At 55.4% G+C, this 20,846-nt stretch carries 16 protein-coding genes and 1 pseudogene; 10 read left to right on the plus strand and 7 right to left on the minus strand.

Features of this window, described 5'->3' with window-relative positions; genetic code table 11:
• On the minus strand, nt 1-283 hold a 283-nt coding region (locus tag NKG60_RS30660; protein ID WP_352976488.1), incomplete at its 3' end, for a helix-turn-helix domain-containing protein.
• Nucleotides 284-666: 383 nt separating this feature from the next.
• Here NKG60_RS30660 and NKG60_RS30665 point away from each other — a divergent pair.
• The 5 genes and pseudogenes from NKG60_RS30665 (at nt 667) to gfa (ending at nt 5,667) form a co-directional block, all read left to right on the plus strand.
• Nucleotides 667-1,833 carry an aminotransferase class V-fold PLP-dependent enzyme gene (locus NKG60_RS30665; protein ID WP_352976490.1) on the plus strand — a complete coding sequence of 389 codons (1,167 nt, stop codon included), beginning with the start codon at nt 667-669 and terminating at the stop codon, nt 1,831-1,833.
• Nucleotides 1,834-2,272: pseudogene (locus tag NKG60_RS30670) on the plus strand (ATP-binding cassette domain-containing protein); the annotation flags it as partial. It abuts the gene before it with no gap.
• Nucleotides 2,273-2,326: 54 nt separating this feature from the next.
• Entirely contained in the window at nt 2,327-3,751 is a 1,425-nt protein-coding gene (locus tag NKG60_RS30675; RefSeq protein WP_352976526.1) for an aspartate ammonia-lyase, read from the plus strand.
• A gap of 70 nt (nt 3,752-3,821) precedes the next feature.
• Nucleotides 3,822-4,949, plus strand: a complete 1,128-nt coding sequence (locus tag NKG60_RS30680; protein WP_352976492.1) for an S-(hydroxymethyl)glutathione dehydrogenase/class III alcohol dehydrogenase — start codon at nt 3,822-3,824, stop codon at nt 4,947-4,949.
• A gap of 148 nt (nt 4,950-5,097) precedes the next feature.
• The gene (gfa, locus tag NKG60_RS30685) at nt 5,098-5,667 is read left to right on the plus strand and encodes an S-(hydroxymethyl)glutathione synthase (RefSeq protein WP_352976494.1); all 570 of its coding nucleotides are present in this window, start codon (nt 5,098-5,100) and stop codon (nt 5,665-5,667) included.
• Between the two features lie 249 nt (nt 5,668-5,916).
• On the opposite strand, the gene NKG60_RS30690 is transcribed toward gfa, so the two are convergent.
• The 6 genes from NKG60_RS30690 to NKG60_RS30715 form a co-directional block, all read right to left on the minus strand.
• The gene (locus tag NKG60_RS30690) at nt 5,917-6,867 is read right to left on the minus strand and encodes a LysR family transcriptional regulator (RefSeq protein WP_352976496.1); all 951 of its coding nucleotides are present in this window, start codon (nt 6,865-6,867) and stop codon (nt 5,917-5,919) included.
• A 146-nt stretch (nt 6,868-7,013) separates the two neighbouring features.
• Nucleotides 7,014-8,414, minus strand: a complete 1,401-nt coding sequence (locus NKG60_RS30695; RefSeq protein WP_352976498.1) for an FAD/NAD(P)-dependent oxidoreductase — start codon at nt 8,412-8,414, stop codon at nt 7,014-7,016.
• A complete protein-coding gene (locus tag NKG60_RS30700) occupies nt 8,401-8,700 on the minus strand; it encodes a (2Fe-2S)-binding protein (protein WP_352976500.1) in 300 nt (99 codons plus the stop codon). Before NKG60_RS30700 ends, NKG60_RS30695 begins: the two co-directional genes overlap by 14 nt.
• Nucleotides 8,697-9,806, minus strand: a complete 1,110-nt coding sequence (locus tag NKG60_RS30705) for an NAD(P)/FAD-dependent oxidoreductase (RefSeq protein WP_352976502.1) — start codon at nt 9,804-9,806, stop codon at nt 8,697-8,699. The genes NKG60_RS30700 and NKG60_RS30705 overlap by 4 nt, the downstream gene beginning before the upstream one ends.
• On the minus strand, nt 9,803-11,593 hold the full coding sequence (locus NKG60_RS30710; protein ID WP_352976504.1) for a hydantoinase B/oxoprolinase family protein: 1,791 nt from the start codon (nt 11,591-11,593) through the stop codon (nt 9,803-9,805). The genes NKG60_RS30705 and NKG60_RS30710 overlap by 4 nt, the downstream gene beginning before the upstream one ends.
• Before the next feature lie 4 nt (nt 11,594-11,597).
• Nucleotides 11,598-13,676, minus strand: coding sequence for a hydantoinase/oxoprolinase family protein (locus tag NKG60_RS30715; RefSeq protein ID WP_352976506.1), 2,079 nt, complete (start codon nt 13,674-13,676; stop codon nt 11,598-11,600).
• Nucleotides 13,677-13,932: 256 nt separating this feature from the next.
• Here NKG60_RS30715 and NKG60_RS30720 point away from each other — a divergent pair, with 256 nt between their 5' ends.
• The 5 genes from NKG60_RS30720 to NKG60_RS30740 all read left to right on the plus strand — a co-directional run bounded on the left by NKG60_RS30720 (nt 13,933) and on the right by NKG60_RS30740 (nt 20,582).
• On the plus strand, nt 13,933-14,922 hold the full coding sequence (locus NKG60_RS30720) for a sugar ABC transporter substrate-binding protein (RefSeq protein WP_352976508.1): 990 nt from the start codon (nt 13,933-13,935) through the stop codon (nt 14,920-14,922).
• Nucleotides 14,923-14,931: 9 nt separating this feature from the next.
• Entirely contained in the window at nt 14,932-16,443 is a 1,512-nt protein-coding gene (locus NKG60_RS30725) for a sugar ABC transporter ATP-binding protein (protein ID WP_352976510.1), read from the plus strand.
• A 6-nt stretch (nt 16,444-16,449) separates the two neighbouring features.
• Nucleotides 16,450-17,427: an ABC transporter permease gene (locus NKG60_RS30730; RefSeq protein WP_352976512.1), complete on the plus strand. Its 978-nt coding sequence runs from the start codon at nt 16,450-16,452 to the stop codon at nt 17,425-17,427.
• A 19-nt stretch (nt 17,428-17,446) separates the two neighbouring features.
• Complete coding sequence (locus tag NKG60_RS30735; RefSeq protein WP_352976514.1) at nt 17,447-19,507, plus strand: hydantoinase/oxoprolinase family protein; 2,061 nt, start codon at nt 17,447-17,449, stop codon at nt 19,505-19,507.
• A gap of 328 nt (nt 19,508-19,835) precedes the next feature.
• Nucleotides 19,836-20,582: an SDR family NAD(P)-dependent oxidoreductase gene (locus NKG60_RS30740; RefSeq protein ID WP_352976516.1), complete on the plus strand. Its 747-nt coding sequence runs from the start codon at nt 19,836-19,838 to the stop codon at nt 20,580-20,582.
• Nucleotides 20,583-20,846 lie beyond the last annotated feature (264 nt).

Consider the following 20,846-nt stretch of genomic DNA (forward strand, 5'->3'; position numbering starts at 1 on the left):
TCTGAAGAACTGCGTGGCGTCGTGCCGTTCGAAAGGCTGAGCCAATCGTCTTACCCGCAAGCACGACCAGGTTGTTTCCGACAACAAATCGTTTTGTGCCCGCCGCGCGCTGGAGTAGTCCGCGGGACTCGAGATTGCTGATCAATCTGTGAGCCGTTGGCAAGGGCAGGTCGAGATTCTTGGCAATGTCCGCCGCAGTAACTGCTTTTAGTTGCGTAGCCACGAAATCAAGAATTGCGAATGCGCGATCCAATGGACCATCCGAATTGACTGTTGAGCTCATAATATCTCGCATTGGGTGGGATCACAGAATTCGATAAAATAATTCCCGAAATTTGATTATAGCAGCGATCCTCGGATTTGGGAATGCCTCACACAACCTTAAGCACCGGCTATCGGTCTGGCGTTTAAGTGCGAGGGCTAGATGTGGAGCCCGAGTCCACCCTTTAGGGGGAGACCGGAAATTATCAATTTATGGAATAAAAAGGTTCGATAAAAGTTATTTTTGTGGACCCCTAGCTGTTTTTACCTATGCTTTAGCCACTGCTGCTCTCGCAGGTGGAAAATTGCGGCGCAGAGGGTGCGTGCCAACAGCTTCGCCTAAATGTCCGGGACGAGAAAAACGCGGCGCACGCGGCGGCGGAGCAGGCCGAATCGGAGAGATAAATGACGCAGTATTATGACGTTGAAGCGGTGAGGAAGCTATTTCCTGTCGTCGAGAAAATGACCTACCTCGACTCCGGCTTCCAGACGCCGATGTCAACGCCGGTCAAGCAAGCCTTTGAAGCTTTTATAAAGGAAAGTTATGAGACAGCTGGTCCGAAATCCGTGTGGATTGACCGCATGGAAGAAACTCGGGCCAAGGTCGCGGCTTTGCTGAACGCCGCCACCGAAGAAATTGCATTCACGAAAAACACGTCCGAGGCGATGAACATTGCCGCGAACGCTCTTCCGCTGAAGGCGGGGGACAATGTTCTGATGATCCATGGCGACCATCCCAACAACACCTACGCATTCCTGAACCTGAAGAAGAAGGGCGTCGAGGTCCGCTTCATTCCCATGACGGAAATCGTCAACGCCGACAGCTTCCGCCCACACCTCGACGCTAATACCAAAGCAGTCTCGATATCGTATGTGGCTTTCCATGCAGGCCATCGTTTCGATGTCGAAAGCGTAGGTGCGCTCTGCAACGAAAAGAACCTCTACTTCGTCATCGATATTATGCAGGCGGTCGGCGTCGTGCCGATCGATGCAAAGAAAGTCGGCGCCACCTTCATCGGCTCCGGTACACACAAGGGACTCCTGGTTCCCCAAGGCTTGGGCCTGCTCTATTGGGATCGGGTCCGCACGGAATTGGAGCCTGCGTATCTTGCGGCAATCAGCCTCGAAAATCCGCCAGCGGACTTCATCGCCCGCCCTGACGACATGGGATTGGCTCGCACTGCAGGCCGCTTCGAAATCGGCAACTTCAACCTGCCGGCAATTCAGGGGCTCGGCGCGGCTCTCGATCTGATCAACGACATCGGTATCGAGAAGATTCAGGCTCATTGTTTCGATTTGGGCGACAGGCTGATAGCGGGGCTTGATGCGCTCAACATCAAGCTTGTTGGCCCCCGAGACCGCTCCAACCGTGCACCGCATATCTACGTCGCCGCGCTGCCAGCCGATGAATGGATTGACTACTTCGCCTCTAAGGATGTGCGCGTCTCGCCCGAGCGCGATGGCATCCGCATCTCACTTGCCATGTTCAACACCGATTCCGACATCGATCGCGTCCTGGACGTCATCAAGGAACGCGGCAATTCAGCCGCCCGCTCCTCAAAGGCTGCCTGATGCATTCTCGGTCCAGTCCGGGCGGGTGGTGTCGGCATGAAGGATGCCAGGGAAGCGGCAATGCGCTTTCTCTCGAAGGTTTCGCATCCCGATCAGGCGAGAACAAGTATCCCAGCCAGCTTTCGGGCGGCCAGCAGTTTTGGCAATCGTGCGCGCTTTGCATGAAGCCGCAGATCATGCTTTTCGATGAACCGACTTCAGCCGTTGATCCGGAAATGGTGAAGGTCCACACCATGGTTGGTCTCGCCGCGAAGGCATGACGATGGTCTGCGTCACCCATGAGATGGGCTTTGCTGGATGAGATGGGCTTTGCCAGAGAGGTCGCCGATCGCGTCGTCTTCATGGAGATGGGAACGATTCTCGAGCAGGACCCGCCGGAGACCTTTCTTTCCGTCCGAAGAGCGACCGCGACCGCGAATTTCTTAAACAGATTATCCACCGAACCCCAGCGCTTGCAACAGTGCCGGTTTCCGCAAATCACGCGAGGTATGTCGTGACGGACGCTCCACAAATCGAACGCATTGAGAAAGACCCGCTTGGCCCTGTAAGCATCCCGGTCGATGCCTACTACGGTCCTCAGACGGCGCGGGGCATCGCCAACTTTCCGATCTCGGGTATTCGGATCAGCCATTTTCCGAACTTCATCAAGGCGCTTGCCTATGTGAAAATGGCAGCGGCACGCGCCAATGCCGCGCTCGGCGATCTCGATAAACAAAAGGCCGATGTCATCTGCCAAGTCTGCGAAGAAATCGCGGGGGGCAGGCACCTTGACGAATTCCCGCTCGATGTGTTTCAGGGCGGCGCCGGCACCTCGACGAATATGAACATCAACGAGGTCATCGCCAACCGCGGCTTGGAGATCATGGGACTGCCACGGGGAAGATACGACGAGCTACATCCCAACAACGACGTGAATTTCGCTCAGTCGACAAACGACGTTTATCCGACGGCGATCCGCCTTGCGATCCTTCTTTCACGCGGAGCGTTGCAGCGCGCTTTGGAGCAGCTCGCGGACGAGTTGGAGGCCAAGGCCGAAAGCTTTTCGGACGTGATCAAGCTTGGCCGGACGCAGTTGCAGGACGCTGTTCCGATGACGCTGGGCCAGGAGTTTCAGGCTTTCGCGACGACGCTTCGCGAAGATGTAGCCCGCCTCGGTGAGATTGCCGCTTTTTTCCATGAAATCAACCTCGGTGGCACGGCGATTGGCACGGGCATCAATACCAACCCCGACTATCAGGCGGCAGCTGTCGCCGAGTTGCGCGCAATTTCCGGCGTGCGCGTCGTCTCAGCCGGAAATCTGATCGAAGCCTGCTGGGATACCGGCGCCTTCGTGCTCTTCTCCGGCATGCTGAAGCGAACGGCCACCAAACTCTCCAAGATCTGCAATGATCTGCGGCTGCTATCCAGCGGCCCTCGAGGCGGCTTAAACGAAATCAATTTGCCAGCGCTTCAGCCCGGCTCCTCGATCATGCCCGGAAAGGTCAATCCTGTGGTGCCGGAGGTGGTCAACCAGGTCGCCTTCCAGATCATCGGTTACGATCTCACAATCACTCTCGCCTCCGAAGCGGGGCAGCTGCAGTTGAACGTGATGGAGCCGGTCATCGCCTACAACATACTGCACTCGCTAGAGCTTCTGACTAATGCCGTCGACGTTCTGCGCACGAAATGCGTCGTGGGCATTACTGCCAATGCAGAGACTTGCCGCAAACATCTCGAAGCCAGTACCGCGGTTGCAACAGCACTGACGCCAGCGATCGGCTACGAGAGGGCAGCGGAGCTTGCGAAGGAGGTCTTGGCCTCCGGCAAAACTATTCGCGAAGTCCTGGCCGAGCAGCCCGATCTTTCGGAGGATCTAATCGCGCAAACTGCCGATCCGCACCTTTTGACCCGGCCAATGCGATCACGATTGGCATCGTAACAACAGACTGAGATCGATAGATTGTTGCGAGGCGGCAAATCCGCCCAATCAAATTGCAAGGAAAAACGTGATGGATGTTCGCGCAGCAGTGGCTGCGGAGGCCGGCAAGCCTCTCGAAATCATGACCGTGCAACTCGATGGTCCGCGCGCGGGTGAAGTGCTGGTCGAGATCAAGGCAACCGGCATCTGCCACACCGACGAGTTCACGCTGTCGGGCGCCGACCCGGAAGGCCTGTTTCCGGCGATCCTCGGCCATGAGGGCGCCGGCATCGTCGTCGACGTCGGCAAGGGCGTCACCTCGGTCAGGAAAGGCGACCATGTCATCCCGCTCTATACGCCGGAATGCCGGCAGTGCCCGTCCTGCCTGTCGCGCAAGACCAATCTGTGCACCGCCATCCGCGCCACGCAGGGACAGGGCTTGATGCCCGACGGCACCTCGCGCTTCTCGATCGGCAAGGACAAGCTGTTCCACTACATGGGCTGCTCGACCTTCTCCAACTTCACCGTGCTGCCCGAGATCGCGGTGGCCAAGGTCAATGCCGACGCCCCGTTCGACAAGATCTGCTACATCGGCTGCGGCGTCACCACCGGCATCGGCGCGGTGATCAACACGGCCAAGGTCGAGCAAGGCGCGACGGCGGTCGTCTTCGGCCTCGGCGGCATCGGCCTCAACGTCATCCAGGGATTGCGCCTTGCCGGCGCCGACATGATCATCGGCGTCGACCTGAACAACGACAGACGAGAATGGGGCGAGAAATTCGGCATGACGCATTTCGTCAATCCGAAGGAGATCGATGGCGACATCGTGGCTCATCTCGTCAACATGACCAAGCGCGGCGCCGACCAGATCGGCGGCGCCGACTACACCTTCGACTGCACCGGCAACACCAAGGTGATGCGCCAGGCGCTGGAAGCCTCGCATCGCGGCTGGGGCAAGTCGGTCGTCATCGGCGTCGCCGGCGCCGGCCAGGAGATCTCGACGCGGCCGTTCCAGCTGGTCACCGGCCGCACCTGGATGGGCACGGCCTTCGGCGGCGCGCGCGGCCGCACCGACGTGCCGAAGATCGTCGACTGGTATATGGACGGCAAGATCGAGATCGACCCAATGATCACCCACACGCTGAAGCTCGAGGACATCAACAGGGGTTTCGACCTCATGCACGAGGGCAAGTCGATCCGGAGTGTGGTGATTTACTAGGACGCGGCCAACAGGAGCGGATGCAAGTCTGCGTCCGGTCGCGCTCCACAGAATCTGCGTATGGTCCGCCCCCATACGCTGCTAGAACGACATGCCGCAGACCAACCGGCCCGCGACCTCTGTGGTTCACAACATGGGAGGAGAAGACATGGTGGAAAAACTGCATCCGAAAATCGACAATGGCCTGCCCAAGGAAAGCGCAAGCTTTGCCGGCGGCACGCTAGTCTGCGCCTGCACCAGCAAGCCGGTGAAGGTGAAGGTCAAGGGCCAGATCGCCCACAACCACGCTTGCGGCTGCACCAAGTGTTGGAAGCCCGAGGGCGCGGTTTTCTCGGTCGTTGCCGTGGGGGGCACGGGCGACGTCACCGTCACCGAGAATGGCAACAAGCTCAAGGTGGTCGACGCGAGCGCGCTGATCCAGCGCCATGCCTGCACCGGCTGCGGCGTGCACATGCACGGACCCGTCGAGCGCGACCATCCGTTCAAGGGCCTCACCTTCATCCATCCCGAGCGTTTTGAGGAAGACGGCTGGTCGCCGCCGGGCTTCGCAGCCTTCGTCTCGTCGATTATCGAATCCGGTGTCGATCCGAGCCGAATGGACGGCATCCGCGCGCAGCTGAAGTCAATCGGGCTGGAACCCTATGACTGCCTCAATCCTGGGCTGATGGACTATATCGCCACGTGGACGGCGAAGAAGTCCGGCGCTTTGCCGGGCTGATAGTTGTGGGATTTTCAGGTATGGGCCGGACACGTTTCCGGCCCTGCTCTGGAAAGACAACGCTAAATCTATGAAGCCATGAAACAATTGTGCGATCGGTTTGGCAAATTGACCGGTCAAAACAGAATATGACTCTCGGCATGCGATTAACTCCGGGTTGGGCTGACCATATGGCGCCTATCGATTCAGGCAGGAACTAATCGAAAAAGTTCAACACATCGCTTTTTCGCGCTTCGTAACCGAGCGCCGCTACGAAATTTGCCTAGGTACTGGTGGCGGACCAGCTATAGGCAAAGTATCGAGTCGCGTCGGACCTAGCGATAGTTTCACAATTTCATGCAATACCTTGACGAATTTATCCATTGCCTGCGATCGAATTACGTGTTCCGACAGCACAATCGCAAACCCGAATTTGATGTCGGGCTTGAATTCAAGTGCAACGACGCCTGTCTGGCAGAACAAGGATGCGGTCAACGGGTCAACAACGCCGACGCCCATTCCCAATTCAACCATCCTGCAGACCGCGTACGCCGATGTCGTCTCTACTATATTCTCTATCTTTACGTTCGACCCACTCCCGGCGGCAACAAGTGCGTGTCCGATTGTAAGTTCTTCAGCGATGCCTATTGTCGGCTCAGTTTTCAAGTCTCCGAGCGATATGCTGTCAAAACCGGATTTGGGATGTCTTGCCGGCAGAACGCATTTGCAAAAAGGTTCATACACCCGCTCGAGAATGACGCCCGGATAATCAACTGGAAATGCCGCTATGCCAACATCGATCTGTCTGCTCGACACCAGATCGAGAATCCGGAGTGAATTCTGTACCTCAAGTCTGATTTTCAGTTCTGGATAGGCTGAATTCATCCTCACAATTGCCCTAGGCACAAGATCGAGCGATGCAGCGGGAAAGGAGGCGATACGGAGCCGGTCGTGCTTCAGATTTGCAATGTCGTTTGCTGCAGATTCAAGATCTTGAATTCCGGAATAGATGCGCTGAACATGCTTGAAAAAAGCCTCACCTTCGGGCGTGGCGATGATTCTTCCGGGTATTCGATCGAATAAATTGAATCCAATCGAACGTTCAAGATCCTTAATAAGGCGGCTGATGCCGGGCTGGGAGACATTAAGGAAGTGGGCAGCGTCGCTCACGCTTCCAGCCAACATCACCGCCCGATACGCCTCAATTTGATTGAATTTCATAAGCCGCTGCCGAGCACGATACCATTTAAGCCTAAGGCATCACCATACGAAAAGGCAATCTCGGACTTCGATCTTCAAGACAAGGTGTCCTTCCTTGAAAGCGATTGACGGGAGTGGAACAATTTTCGCCGCACACATCCAGCGTTTCAGGAAAACTCGATATCTGCTTTAAGACCATCCGTTTCGACTCCCGCAAGAGCGCCCAACTTCACAGGGCGTATCGGTGAACGGATATTATAGTATCCAACTTCGTGCGGCGATTTCCCACTAGCGTCCGCAAACAATTCGGTGACAGTGAGGCCGCAGTTACGCCCCTGACACGGGCCCATGCCACATCGAGTGAAGAATTTTGCCTGGTTTGGCCCAGCACATCCCGAACGTGCCAGTTCTGTAATCTCACCGGCAGTGATCTCTTCGCAGCGGCAGATTATAGTATCGCTAAGAGTCGGAACGCGGAACTGAACTGGCGGCTGATAGAGTATATCGAGAAAGTTCCGCATGCCGGTAAGTCGGCGGAATTTCTTATGAATGGCATTCACAGTCTTCAGATCTTGCGTGCCCTTCGCATTTTGGGCAATGTAAAGTGCGGCCGAACGCGCAGAATATTCCGACGCCTTAGCTCCCATGATACTTGCATTGTCACCAACGGCAAATATGCCGGGAACACTCGTCTGCCAATGGCCATCCACAACAGGGTGAAAACAGAGCTGTGAATCATCCCATCTAACTTCACATCCTAGATGTCGATGAAGTTGTATGTTGGGCACGACCCCTTGGTGGAGAAGTACGCATTCAGCTTCAATAGTTCCAGATTCCCCAGAAGTCGAATATTCGACAACCTCCGCACGGTTCTCCCCGCGAACCTTAATGTCCTCCACGTGACGCACACGCCGGATGCCTTGAGCGGAGATCGCTCGGATCATCCCGATTCCATCAAGGATCTGGCTCAGGCTCGTGAAATCCAACTTCGCATAACGAATGGCGCGCCAATAATTCATGCGCGGGGTAATATCGAGTACAGCTTGGACATTGGCTCCGGCCTGAGCCAATTGGCCTGCCACGAGATACAGAAGCGGACCGCAGCCTGCCAACACTATACGTCCGGCAGGGATTGCCGAGCCGACTTTCATTGCAATTTGTGCAGCGCCTGCAGTCATGACGCCGGGCAAGGTCCAGCCGGGGATTGGAAAGGGCCGTTCAAGTGCTCCGGTGGCAAGCATAATAGCGCCAGCGCTGACAGATGCCACTTCATCATGGCGTATAAAGTATACTGTCTTGTCGGCCGATATGTGCCAAACCGCAGTTTCTGTCCTCACGTCCAGTGCCATGTATCTGGCATCTTTGAGCAATTTTTCGCCGTTCCGATAATTCTTTCCCAGAACCGATTGCATCGTTTCGGTCAGGTTCTCGAGATTGCGGTAAATCTGCCCTCCCGGCCGAACTCCGTCGTCCAAAACGACGACGGATAGACCGAGTTTTTGCGCCTGAATTGCGCCGGCCAATCCGGCCGGTCCGGCGCCAATAACGACCAGGTCAAATCTCTCCATCATCACTATCCTGCGTATTAATGACCATACCCGGCCGAACTTCACACCTGCACGCCAGAACGTCGCGCACACCATCAACGATTAGTCGACATTCAAAGCAGGCACCCATCATGCAATAGGGCAGGCGACGATTCCCCGACACCGGATTTGTGTTGAAATGTTCGAGGTTGCTTTCTAACAGTGCCAGCGCCAGTGTTTGGCCATTCCGGGCGGCTACGATTACGCCGTTGACCGTGATAGGCACCAAGTCGGCGGTCTCTTCTTCGAATATTGGCCGAAAGCTCATGACCTCTTCCTCGCGAAATCGGGAAAGCGGGTTTCTAAGCTCCCTTCCTCGATTGCCGTAGCCACGTCTTGAGCATGCACAGGTGCCAACGTTACCCCGCTATGAACGTTCACCGCATACGCGTTGGGATGGGTGCCCGAGCGGAGATAAAGGGGAACCCCATCCCTTGTGAACGTCCGCAAACCACCCCAAACTCGTAAAAGTTGTGAGCTGGCCAGCTTTGGAAAACAATTGATTGCTTTCCTTGCGATACCTGAGATGACTTCTGGTGTGGTTCCACAATCCAGTCCTACGTCTTCACGAGAATCACCGAGAATAAAACCACCTGCCTCCATCTGCCTTATCGTATGCGTTGGATAACAGAGTGATCTCGGCATCTTGTTGGTTACCAGAACCTGTCCCCTGATAGGTCTGACGTCCATTTGAATGCCAACCATTGGTGCCAGATGGTTGTTTCCCAGCCCGGCGGCCAGCAACAACTTGCCACAACTATAGGTCGATTTCCCGGCTGTAACATTGAAGTCAGTTCCTGCCGTCTCGATATGTGTCACAGCGCTGGACGCCCGATATTCTCCGCCAACCGCGGCGTAGGCGGAATGTAGCGCCCGGAAGAATGCCAGAGGGTTCACAGCACCATCCAGCCGTCCATAACATCCACCGACAACGGAGTTTCCAAGGTCAGGGATTATCTTATCCAGCTCCCCCCGCTCAAGCATCTCGTAGGCATCAGGCACGGGAAGATCGGCATCGAACTGCTTTTTCATGAGCTCTGAGCGATTGTTCCACTCCGTTTCCGACATGCAAAAGTGAAAGGCGCCCTTGTCCTCCAAGCCGACGTCTATTCCGCTTAGGTCTTTCAATTGGGAGCTAAATTCCGGCCACATCTTTGCGGCTTTGCGCGAGAGCTGCGCATAGGGTCGAAACGTATGCCCTTTGGTTTGCACCCAGATAAGCCCAAAGTTTCCTCGCGCGGCACGATTGTCGCCGTCACCGCCATCGAGGACCATCACTTCAAGGCCACGCAGTTTGAGACCGATCGAAATGGAGAGTCCAACTAGACCGCCACCGGCAACGATCACATCGAAATTTTTCCTCTGTGTACTCATGGCTGCGATCGTCTAGCAGGCGCGTCGGCTCCTTTTGCCCCCTTGACGGTGTCGAAGGCCGCTTGTTCGCATTTCTTCAGGATTTCTTCTGTCCGTAATGCACCGTAGCCCTTCTTCGCAAAGGCAAGCGATGTCTTGCCGTCTAGGACATCCTCGAAAATCTGCTTACCGCTTCGCTCCTCAATGGCACCATACCCGCCGCCGCCGGGCGTTTCGATTCTAATGCTGTCACCGGAATTGAGCACCAGATTGGATGTCTTCGATCCGAGCTCGCGTTCTTCCGCCGATCCGACATTAAAAAAAATTCTTGCGCAACGCCCGTCCTGCCCCCCGCGCAGTCCTGGAGCCGGGTAGATATGGCCATCGGAACGCACAGAGAAAATTACTCCATCTTCTGTGGCTGCGATCTGACGCGCGATGCCGAGGCCGCCCCGATATTTGCCCGCTCCACCGCTGTCCTCGACGAGAGCGTACTCATCCACCAGAAGGCCGTACTCGTGCTCAAGGGCTTCCACCGGCAGATTGGAAGTGTTGGTAACGTGTAGCTGTACTCCGTCCATTCCATCGACTTGCGCGGTACCTCCAGAGCCCCCACCAACTGTCTCCATGTAGACATAGGCGTCGCCGTTGCTCCGTTGGCCGGCGAAACATATACCGGGCACGATATCCTGACCTGAAGCGATGCCGCGATCCGGCGGCAGCATTTGCGCAAGCGCTCCGATCACTGCCCGCGCCACTTTGTTGGCCGTGATCGATCGAGCACCCACAGCTGCAGGGTGGACCGGGCTCACGATGGACTTGCTTGGCGTCTTGATCGAAATCCCGTCGAATATGCCATGATTTGGCATCAAGCCCGGATCAATCATCATTTTTACGCAGTACACGACCGTCGCCTGAAGTGCGTTGAACGGCACATTCATTGCACCGGCAGCCTGCGACCCGGTACCGGAAAAATCGAAGAGCAATTTGCCATCCGACACGGCGACGCGCACGGCGATCCTCACTGGATCGTCGCCAATTCCGTCATCGTCCAGGAATGATATGAAACTGGATTCCTTGGGTGCCAGCGCAGAAAGTTGGTTGTGGAGGCGCTGGCGCGTATACGCGAGCATATCCGCTACGATTGCAGTAAACCTAGCCTCGCCAATGTGATCAAGAAGTTCTTGCGCCATGACGACGCCGCGGTCATTAGTTGCTAGCTGCACGCCCAAATCCAGCTCGCGTTCTTTGGGATCGCGCGTGTTCAACGTAACAAGACGAACGATATCATTCTGGAGTTTGCCGCCGTGACGAATCCGAACAAGTGGGATACGAATCCCCTCTTCGAATATCGTTTGGGACGTACCGGAAATAGATCCTGGGACAACCCCGCCGACATCCGAGTGGTGAGCAATATTTGCGAGGAAGAGGGCTATCTTTCCCTGATGGAAGACGGGTGACACCACAGTAATGTCGGGGAGATGGGTACCCCCGGCGACGTATGGATCGTTGCACATGAAGGCGTCGCCTTCACGGATTTCCTCAATTGGAAATTCTTGAAGCAAACAGGAGATTGCGCCCACAGTGGACCCCAGGTGCAGAGGCGTGTGATCTGTCTGGGCGAGGACTCTGCCAGAAGCATCGAACAGCCCCACCGAGCAATCGCGCCGTTCCTTGACGTTTGTGGAGAACGATGAACGCACGAGAATGTGCAGCATACTTTCGACAATCGCCATTAGGCGGTTGTTGTAAACTTCCATCGCAATCGGATCTGATACCGGTCCACTCGTACCATTTTTGGTGGTCATTTTCCTATTCTCCGGTCGCACTATTTAATTCGATGATCAAATTCCCTGCCGCGTCCACAGAGGCGACTTGTTTAGGAAAGACAATGCAGGTGGAACTCATGTCTTCTATGATTGCAGGACCGGCAATTCGCGCCGAAACCGGAACTCTGTCACGTGCGTAAACGACCGCATTCACCCATTTTATGTCCGGGTCGACGAAAAATTCGCGTCGTCCAACGAGGGCCTCTTCGAGCTTTCCATCCGGTTGTAGAGAGTTGCTAGTCGTTGCGGACGAGATTGCCGATCCCCGCACCCGAAAGTTCACAATCTCGATCGGGCGATCGGGAAGCGCATAGCCATATTCCTTGCGATGCGCACGTTCGAATTCTTGCAAGAAGGTCTGAGCATCGGGCAGGGAGTCTGAGAGGGGCACCTGAACCTCATGATTTTGCCCGTAGTAACGCGCCTCCAACATATTCCCGTACTGGCGCTGGGAAGTAGGAACGTCTTCACTGGCCAGCCATCGCTCGGCTTCGCCACGCAAAACATCTATTTCGGCCACGATACTCGGCCAGGCTTCGCACACAAACGAGCAAATCTTGCTCTGAACGAAATCGAAGCTGGTGTCGGAGACAAGAATACCGCGAGCGCACATGGTTCCCGGTTCTTTAGGTGCGATCACTTTGGATAGGCCGCATTCGACCGCTGTTTCCACGCCGTGAAGAGGCCCGGCTCCGCCAAAGGTGATGAAGGCGTAGTCGCGCATATCAATGCCGCGCTGCGTGGTTACCGCCCGGATGGCGCGAGCCATGTTCGATACGGCGATACGTATTACGCCGTAGGCTGCCTGCTCCACGCTCATCCCCAACGGTTTGGCGATCTTTTCCTCGATGACACGGCGCGCACCCTCGAAATCGATAGGCATTGTCCCGTTCAGCAGCGCAACTGGATTAAGTCGTCCAAGGGCGACGTTGGCGTCGGTTATCGTGGGTTCTTTCCCGCCTCGCATATAGGCGACCGGACCTGGCACGGCACCGGCGCTTCGCGGCCCCACATGCAAAGCTCCAGCATCATCGATGTACGCAATCGAGCCGCCCCCGGCGCCAATCACGTGAATATCCACCATCGGAGTTTTGACTGGATAGGATGCCACTTCTCGGCTTGTGGTAAAGTGCGGCTTCCCATCGGTAATAACCGATATGTCCGTGCTGGTGCCGCCCACGTCGAAAGTGATCGCATTCTTATAGCCGGCCTGTGCCGCGACGGCGGCAGATCCGATTACTCCGGCGGCCGGACCCGAAAGACATGTGCGAACGGGATATCGTCGAACTGTATCTATCGACATTAGCCCACCATTTGAGTGAATAGTATAAGGCTTGGCCGATATGCCAAGGCTGGTCAGCCGCTGGACGAGCCGTGCCAAATAGTTTTCGAACTTAGGTCCAAGATACGCATTCATCGTTGTTGTGGAGAACCGTTCATATTCGCGAAATTCGGGCAGAACGTCGCTCGACCGGCACACAAATGCATCCGGCATCAGTTCCCGTACTACCCGTTCCGCGCGAATCTCGTGTTCGGGATATAGGTAGCTGTGCAGGAAGCAGATGGAGACGGCTTCTACGCCATCGCGGGCCAAGTATTCCACTCCGCGTCGAAGTTCGGCCTCGTCAAGATCTATCAAGATATTTCCTCGAACGTCGACCCGCTCCGAAACCTCGAGCCTATACTGCCTTTTTGCCAACGGTGCTGGCTTCACAACCCGGTAATTATATACATCGGGACGTACCTGCCTTCCGATCTCCAGGATGTCTCGAAACCCCTTCGTTGTAATCTGGCCGGTCTTCGCGCCACGAAGCTCGATGACCATGTTTGTCCCAACGGTGGTACCGTGACCGACAAACCCGATCTCGTCAGGCTTGAGATCATACTTGGCCAGCGCGCCAGCTAAGCCGGTCTCGATCGCTTCGGAAGGGTCGTGCGGCGTTGAGGGTTCCTTGAAGTACATCACCTCGCCGGATTCCGTATTTACCAACACGAAGTCGGTGAACGTTCCTCCGACATCTATTCCCACACGTATCATACGTATTATTCCCTGATCGCGCATGGACGCAGAGCGTGTTGCTCCGTGTCCGCTCGTTGAATTGTGGCCAATACTTCAATTTTTGACGCGACGTTTCACCGCCGTCTCGATTGGCCTTTGGTGAAGCGTCCGAACGTTAGAAAACCAGAATTGCGCCTAGATAGCCCATACCAATTCCATCATAGCCAACCAACGTTTGATATTAGCGGGAATTAGAGTGACTGGTATGTTCGTCGAGACTTTATATGGGAGGAGAAGTCGAATGAATAAGTGCTCTTGGATGGCGGCGCTGGTGGGCGTCGCAGCGATTTTATCCGGACCTGCCTATGCCGCCGAACCGGTTCGCATTGCCTTGTTCGGCTTTGCTGCTGATAATGCCTTCACACTGGCTAGCCTTGAGGGTCTAAAAGACGCCGCGAAAGAGGCTGGAAATGTTGAAGTCGAATTTTTTGATGGTGCGTTTGACGCGACCAAACAGTTCAACCAGGTAGAGGACGCTGTCGCCTCGGGACGGTTCAATGGAATGTTGATCCTGCCTATGGGCTATTCCTCGATAGTTCCGGCCGCCGCCGAGGCGATCAAAGCAGGTATAAAATTCGGTTCGCTCGAATATCCGTTGGGCCCGGATCCTACGATAACCGACAAGTTTCAGGTCGAAGGGCTGACGACGTTTGTCGGATACAATGTGAACAGCATTGGGCTTCGACTGGCTGAAGCCACCGTGGAGGTCTGCAAGAGCAGAAATAATTGCAAGGTCGCGTTGCTGGTTGGCAGCCGCTCAGCGGCTCAGGACGTTCCCAAAATCAAGGCATTCAACGAATACATTGCGAAGTTTCCTTCGATCAAGGTCGTATCGACCCAAGACACGTGGTGGGGAAGGCAACTCGGGCTAAAAGTGACACAGGATGTGCTGCAATCGAATCCTGACCTCGATGTCATCACCTCCTTTGCCGACCAGGCGGTGGCCGGTGCGCAGGTCGCACTGGGCAGCGCAGGTGTCGAGGTGGGCAATGAGGGGGTTCAACTCATCGGCCTCGGGGGTACACGAACTGCGGTAGACGCTATTAGGGAAGGGCGCTGGTACGGCAGCTATGTGGAGATGCCGTACATGGAAGGATATCTTGGCGGCAAGAACATTATTGCAGCCGTCCGCGGTGAGAAATTTGAGCCACTCATCGATCTGGAAGCGCAGTCGCCGGTCGGTGCAGCGATCGCCACCAAAAAGAATCTCGAGTCCCATCCTGACTGGTCACCGAAATGGGATGGCTAGGGGCGCACGATGCAGATCGTAGTTGATGATGTCAGCAAGCATTTTGGGGGAACCATTGCACTACAGAACGTTTCGTTTGTAGTCCGCAGTGGAAGCATCCACGGCCTCGTCGGTGAGAATGGCGCTGGCAAGTCGACATTGGGAAGATTGATTGGGGGCATTCTTCAGCCAAGCGGTGGACGTGTGATCTATGATGGCGTCGGCGCCACGGCGTCGTCGCCACGAGAGGCGATTGACCGCGGAATTGCTGTTGTGCAACAGGAATTAGTTCTTTGCCAGGAACTTACTGTCGCCGACAATGTCTATCTCGGTCGAGAGAGGGCGACACTCGGTTTTTTGCGAGACAGTGCGAACCTGAGAAATTTCGATGAGCTGCGGGATCAGTTCGGGTTTCACCTCGATGGAAGAGCCATAGTCGCTTCGCTGAGCATTGCGGATCAGCAGCAAGTGGAAATACTTAAGGCGCTTTCTCGCAATGCCCGTCTTATCGTTTTAGACGAGCCCACATCGTCACTTACGCCCACAGAAATCGAGCGCCTGCACGCTGTGGTCAAGAGATTAGCAAAAGACCGCGGGACCACATTCATATACGTTTCCCACTTTATCGACCACATTCTTACAATCTGCGACACCCTGACGATCCTTCGAAACGGAACCCATGTACAAACCGGACCGACGGATGACCAATCAGCGGAGTCGCTGGTTTCGGCGATGCTGGGACGCGAACTCTCCGACATTTATCCGCCCAAGAAGCCTCCGTCGGCAGCAAGTGCGGTGAAATTGTCAACGCATGGCTTGACCAGAAAACCCGCATTTGAAGACATCAACATCCACGTAAAGGCGGGAGAAATCGTCGGGATAGCGGGACTTGTCGGAAGTGGACGAACTGAAGTCTTGCGGTGCATTTTTGGTGCTGATGCTTCTCAACGCGGCGCGCTTGCGATCGATGGCAGCCCGGTTGGTCGCCATTCGCCCATTATGGCGATCCACCATGGGCTCGCCATGGTGCCGGAAAGTAGACGCACTCAGGGATTGTTTCTCGACCATTCGATTGCAGAAAACATCGCGCTTGTTAATTTTGGTGAACTTCGTCCCTTTGGATTCATAAACCGCACAAAGGAGGGTGAGAAGATCCGCAAATGGGCAGATTCCTTAAATATGAAATGCCCTTCCACGGAGGCATTGGTTTCCTCTCTTTCAGGCGGCAACCAGCAAAAGGTACTTTTCGCAAAATGGTTGGCCGCGAACCCGTCGATTGTACTCCTTGATGAGCCTACGCGCGGTGTGGACATCGGCGCGAAATCCGAAATTTACAATCTAGTCGCCGGACTTGCTGAGCGTGGGATTGCAGTGCTGATCGTATCGTCAGAGCTCGAGGAACTGGTCGGACTTTGCCACCGGATTTATATCATGCGTGAGGGAAGGCTGATTGGCGAACGATCCCTAGACGAAATCGAGATCGGGGAAATCCTTCATGCAAGCCTCGGCGTATCTGAAAGTCGGTCAAATTCTAACGGGTGATAACCAATGTCTGCAACCACTGTATCTGAAAAGATGGCAAGACGCGCTTCGATCAAAACCTGCGGGCTGAGGCTGCTGAAGGATTACGCTATCCTCACTGCTTTAATTCTCGCGATCTTCGTCTTGGCAATCGTGGAGCCTGCATTTCTCACACCGAGGAATATGCGAAACCTGCTCGACCAAAACGCTGGCGTCGGAATCATCGCATGTGGAATGACCTTCGTGATCATCGCGCGCGGTTTCGACCTCTCAGTGTCGGCGACATTTGCGGTCAGCGGAATTGCCTCTGCCCTTGTGGCCAATGCAACGACGCCGGCCCTTGGGCTGCTTTCGGGGCTGGTGATCGGCACCGTGATTGGCTTGGCCAATGGAGTTCTTATCGCCAGACTTCAATTAAACTCGTTCCTGATCACCTTGGCTTCCAGCATCGTAATCCGGGGACTCGGCATCGCCATCTCCGGCGGATATCTTATCAGTGTAACAGAACAATCCTATTCAGTTCTGGGCCTGGGCGGTATTTATGGGATCACCTATCCAAGCATCATTTTTATCGCCTTCGTGATCGCGTCATTGCTCGTGCTTCACTGCACCCAGTATGGGCGCTACATATTTGCGGTCGGTGGAAACGAGGAAGCGGCGCTTCTGTCAGGTGTACGGACGAAAGTCATTAAGGGTTCAACTTTCGCGGTCGCCGGATTTGCTGCGGCACTTGCCGGCATCCTGCTGTCTTCGAAGGTGTCCACTGGCATTCCCAATAGTGGTGCTGGACTCGAGCTTCAGGCGATTGCGGCGGTCGTTCTCGGAGGGACATCGATCGCCGGCGGCGCGGGCGCGATTTGGCGGACGGTTGTCGGCGTGTTTCTTTTGGCGGTCATCAATAACGCCTTCAACATCATGAATCTTGAGGCATATCTCAGGGACATGATGACTGGCACCATCATCATTCTAGCGGTGGCAATCAACACGCTCACCGGGCGTAAGTAACATGAGGCGGACATCTCAAATGAATACAAGCAACACTGCGGTCGAAACGAAGCGGTATAGAATTGCGGCCGACATAGGAGGCACGTTTACTGATGTCGTGGTTCAGGATACCCTAACCGGCGAACTTCGCGCGGCGAAGTACCCGACCACACCCAGCGATCTATCAGAAGGAATTTTGCGCGCCTTCGGCCAAATCATCGATGATTTTTCTGATGTCGAGTTCGCGGTACACGGAACGACACAAGGATTAAATGCGCTGCTTTCTCGCTCCGGCAGCAGGCTAATGCTTCTGACGACCGCCGGCGCTCGCGACAGCTTCTTCATTATGCGGGGGTCGCGACCACGCAATGAAATGTATAACAACAAGTTTCAGCGTTCTGAGCAACTCGTGCGCCGACGGGATACACTGGGGATAGGAGGTCGTCTTGACTATCAGGGCAAGGAAATAGCAAAACTAAAGTCGGAGGACCTAGAAGCTGCAGTCGAACATGCCAAAGCAAATGGGATCCAATCGGTCGCGGTCTGCTTCCTGTTCAGTTACAAAAACCCCGACCATGAGATCGCTGCTCGAGAATTCTTGGAGCGAAGCCTGCCTGGTATCTCAGTATCTCTCTCGCACGAAGTCGCGCGGGAGTGGCGTGAAGCAGAACGAGCAGCATCAACCGTCGCCGACGCATACATCAGCCCAGTGGTTCGCCGATATCTCGGTATCATAGAATCGCGCCTGGAGGAGAGAGGGCTTGCAGTACCTCTTTTCGTCACGCGATCCAGCGGGGGGCTGATGTCGATCAAACAGGCAAGCAAGCAGCCCATTCAGACCCTGTTCTCAGGGCCCGTCGGTGGCATTATTGGCGCGTCGGAGATGACGGGGCGTTTCCGGACCCCAAACATCATATGCGCGGACGTCGGTGGCACCAGCTTTGATGTGAGTCTCGTCGTTGATGGTAAGCCGCGGGTGGTCAATCAGACCACTCTCTCTGGAATGGACATCATTATGCCGGTGGTTGACATAGAGTCGATCGGGGCGGGAGCTGGCTCTATTGCGTATGTCGAGTCGGGTGGCCTTCGTGTTGGCCCTGAGAGCGCCGGCGCTGAACCTGGACCAGCCTGTTATGGAAAAGGTGGGAAAGAACCGACGGTCACAGACGCGCAGGTATTTTTGAATCGCTTCCAGCCACGGACAGAACTGGGCGGGGCGGTTCGGGTCGACCGAGCAAAAGCGGAGGCGTCGCTTAGCGCGATAGCGAGGTCACTTGGAATAGACGCGGAGACGCTTGCGGAGGGCATATTGGACATCACCAACGCCAAGATGGCCGATGCGATCCGGAGGATTACAGTTGAACAGGGTATCGAACCGCGAGATTTCTCTATCGTCGCGTTTGGGGGTGCCGGGGCGATGCATGCTGCCTTTATAGCGGAGGCCTTGGAGGTCACCGACGTCGTAGTTCCACCGCTTGCGGGGGTATTCTCTGCATGGGGAATGCTGCATTCGCCCATGCGCCACGATCTCGCTCTCCCATTCAACAGATTTATGCGGGATTTGGACGAAGACGAGATCTACCGGAGTTTCGAGGACCAAGCACGCTTGGCAAAGGCCCACCTCGACGCCGAAACAGGCGGTTCCCCCGAAATAGACTACCAATATCTTCTTGATCTACGGTATGATGGGCAGGAGTATACTGTGACAGTAGAAATACCGCAGCGCAGGACATCCATCTTCGAAATTTCTGAAATCTTCCATGAAGCCTATAATCAACGTTACGGCCATTCCCATCGCAATTCACCTGTCGAAATTGTCTCACTGCGTTTGGTAGCCACAGTGCCCATGGGAAAGCACCTTGCTTCAGATGACCCTCCCAAGCGGGCGACGCAGATCAAGCATTCCGAACGCGATGTCATGTTCCGGGGCAGATGGGTGAGAACGCGCATTTTCGATGGGGACGATTTGTTTCTTGGGGATAAGCTGGATGGTCCGCTGATTGTGGATACTGGTCTTTCCACCATTGTGGTCCCACCCGGGTCTCGCCTTATCGTAGAAGCGCAGAAGGTGATGCGCATCCATGTTGGCTCGATGCGTTGAATTTCCTCCGCCACATCGCTTAGGTCGGCGTATCCGTACAAATGGAGGCAGTTCGCCATATCAATTTTGAGGTGGCCGCTGAAGGTTTGATACTAGCGGGTTTCGGAACCACGGCTAAGCTAAAAAATACAACGGAGCTAAGGCAGCGGGCGAAATCACACGACGTATTTTAACGTGGTCGGGGGCAATATCTGGCTGGGAGGCATGGAAGTGCATGCTCGCGGATCGCAGCGTCTATCTGGCGTGCGCTTCATTCTTGACCGGACAACTAAACCCGGCGTTAGCGTACTTTGCCGGCCTGCCAACACTAAGAAGTCGGAGAAGATCTATGGAACGTAGGCTGGAAGGCAAGACGGCCGTCGTAACGGGAGGCGCAAACGGCATCGGAAGGGCATGTTGCAAACGGCTGGCCGTTGAAGGTGCGAACATTGTAATTGCTGATATTGCCGCAGCAGATGAGGCTATTTTAGATGTGGAGCGCGCGGGCGGCAATGCCCTCGCGCAACGCTGTGATCTATCGTCAGCCGAGGACGTTGCTCGGCTGAGGGAAAAGGTCGATGAAAGATTCGGCGGCTGCGACGTTCTTGTTCACAATGCCGGTATCTATCCGAATACGCCCGTCGAGGACATTACGTTCGACGAGTGGCGAAAAGTCCTGACTATCAACCTCGACTCGATGTTTCACCTTACCCAAGCCTTTTTGCCGAACATGAAGTCGAAGGCCTGGGGGCGCATCATCGCCATGTCATCCACGGTCTTTCATTCCGGCATTCCCGGATATTGCCACTACTCGGCAAGCAAGGCGGGGCTTATCGGCTTCGTGCGGTCTCTTGCGTCCGAGGTCGGCCAGTTCGGAATAACAGCCAATGCCATTGCGCCCGGCCTGGTGCGCACCGGGACCACTGAGGGTCGCCTCGAACGCCAATGGTTCGACCAGACCGTCGATCAGCAGGCGATAAAACGCACGGGCGAGCCCGCCGATCTTGTCGGACCGCTTGCCTTCCTCGCTTCGGACGATGCAGCGTTCGTCACAGGCCAGACGCTCCTCGTCGATGGTGGCTGGCGTTTCGTATAAGCACATACCGTTTGGGGATAAGGGGAACAAAAATAAATCGCATGTTTCTAAAAGCTTGGTGGACGGCGCCGCCCTTGCTCAGGAAATCAGCTGAACATCTCAATTGGTCGGCTAATCCTCCCCGTGAATAAGGGCTTCTTCCGAAAAAGAGTGCGCTTCATGTTCTGGCCCTCTCAATAGGCCACAACGAACTTCGATCCGGGTTAGATCGCACGGGCAACGTCAACGCGCCTTTCCCAAAACCAGTCTAATTTTGTCCAGCGA

Source organism: Mesorhizobium sp. M1428 (assembly GCF_040317515.1).
Lineage (GTDB): Bacteria > Pseudomonadota > Alphaproteobacteria > Rhizobiales > Rhizobiaceae > Mesorhizobium.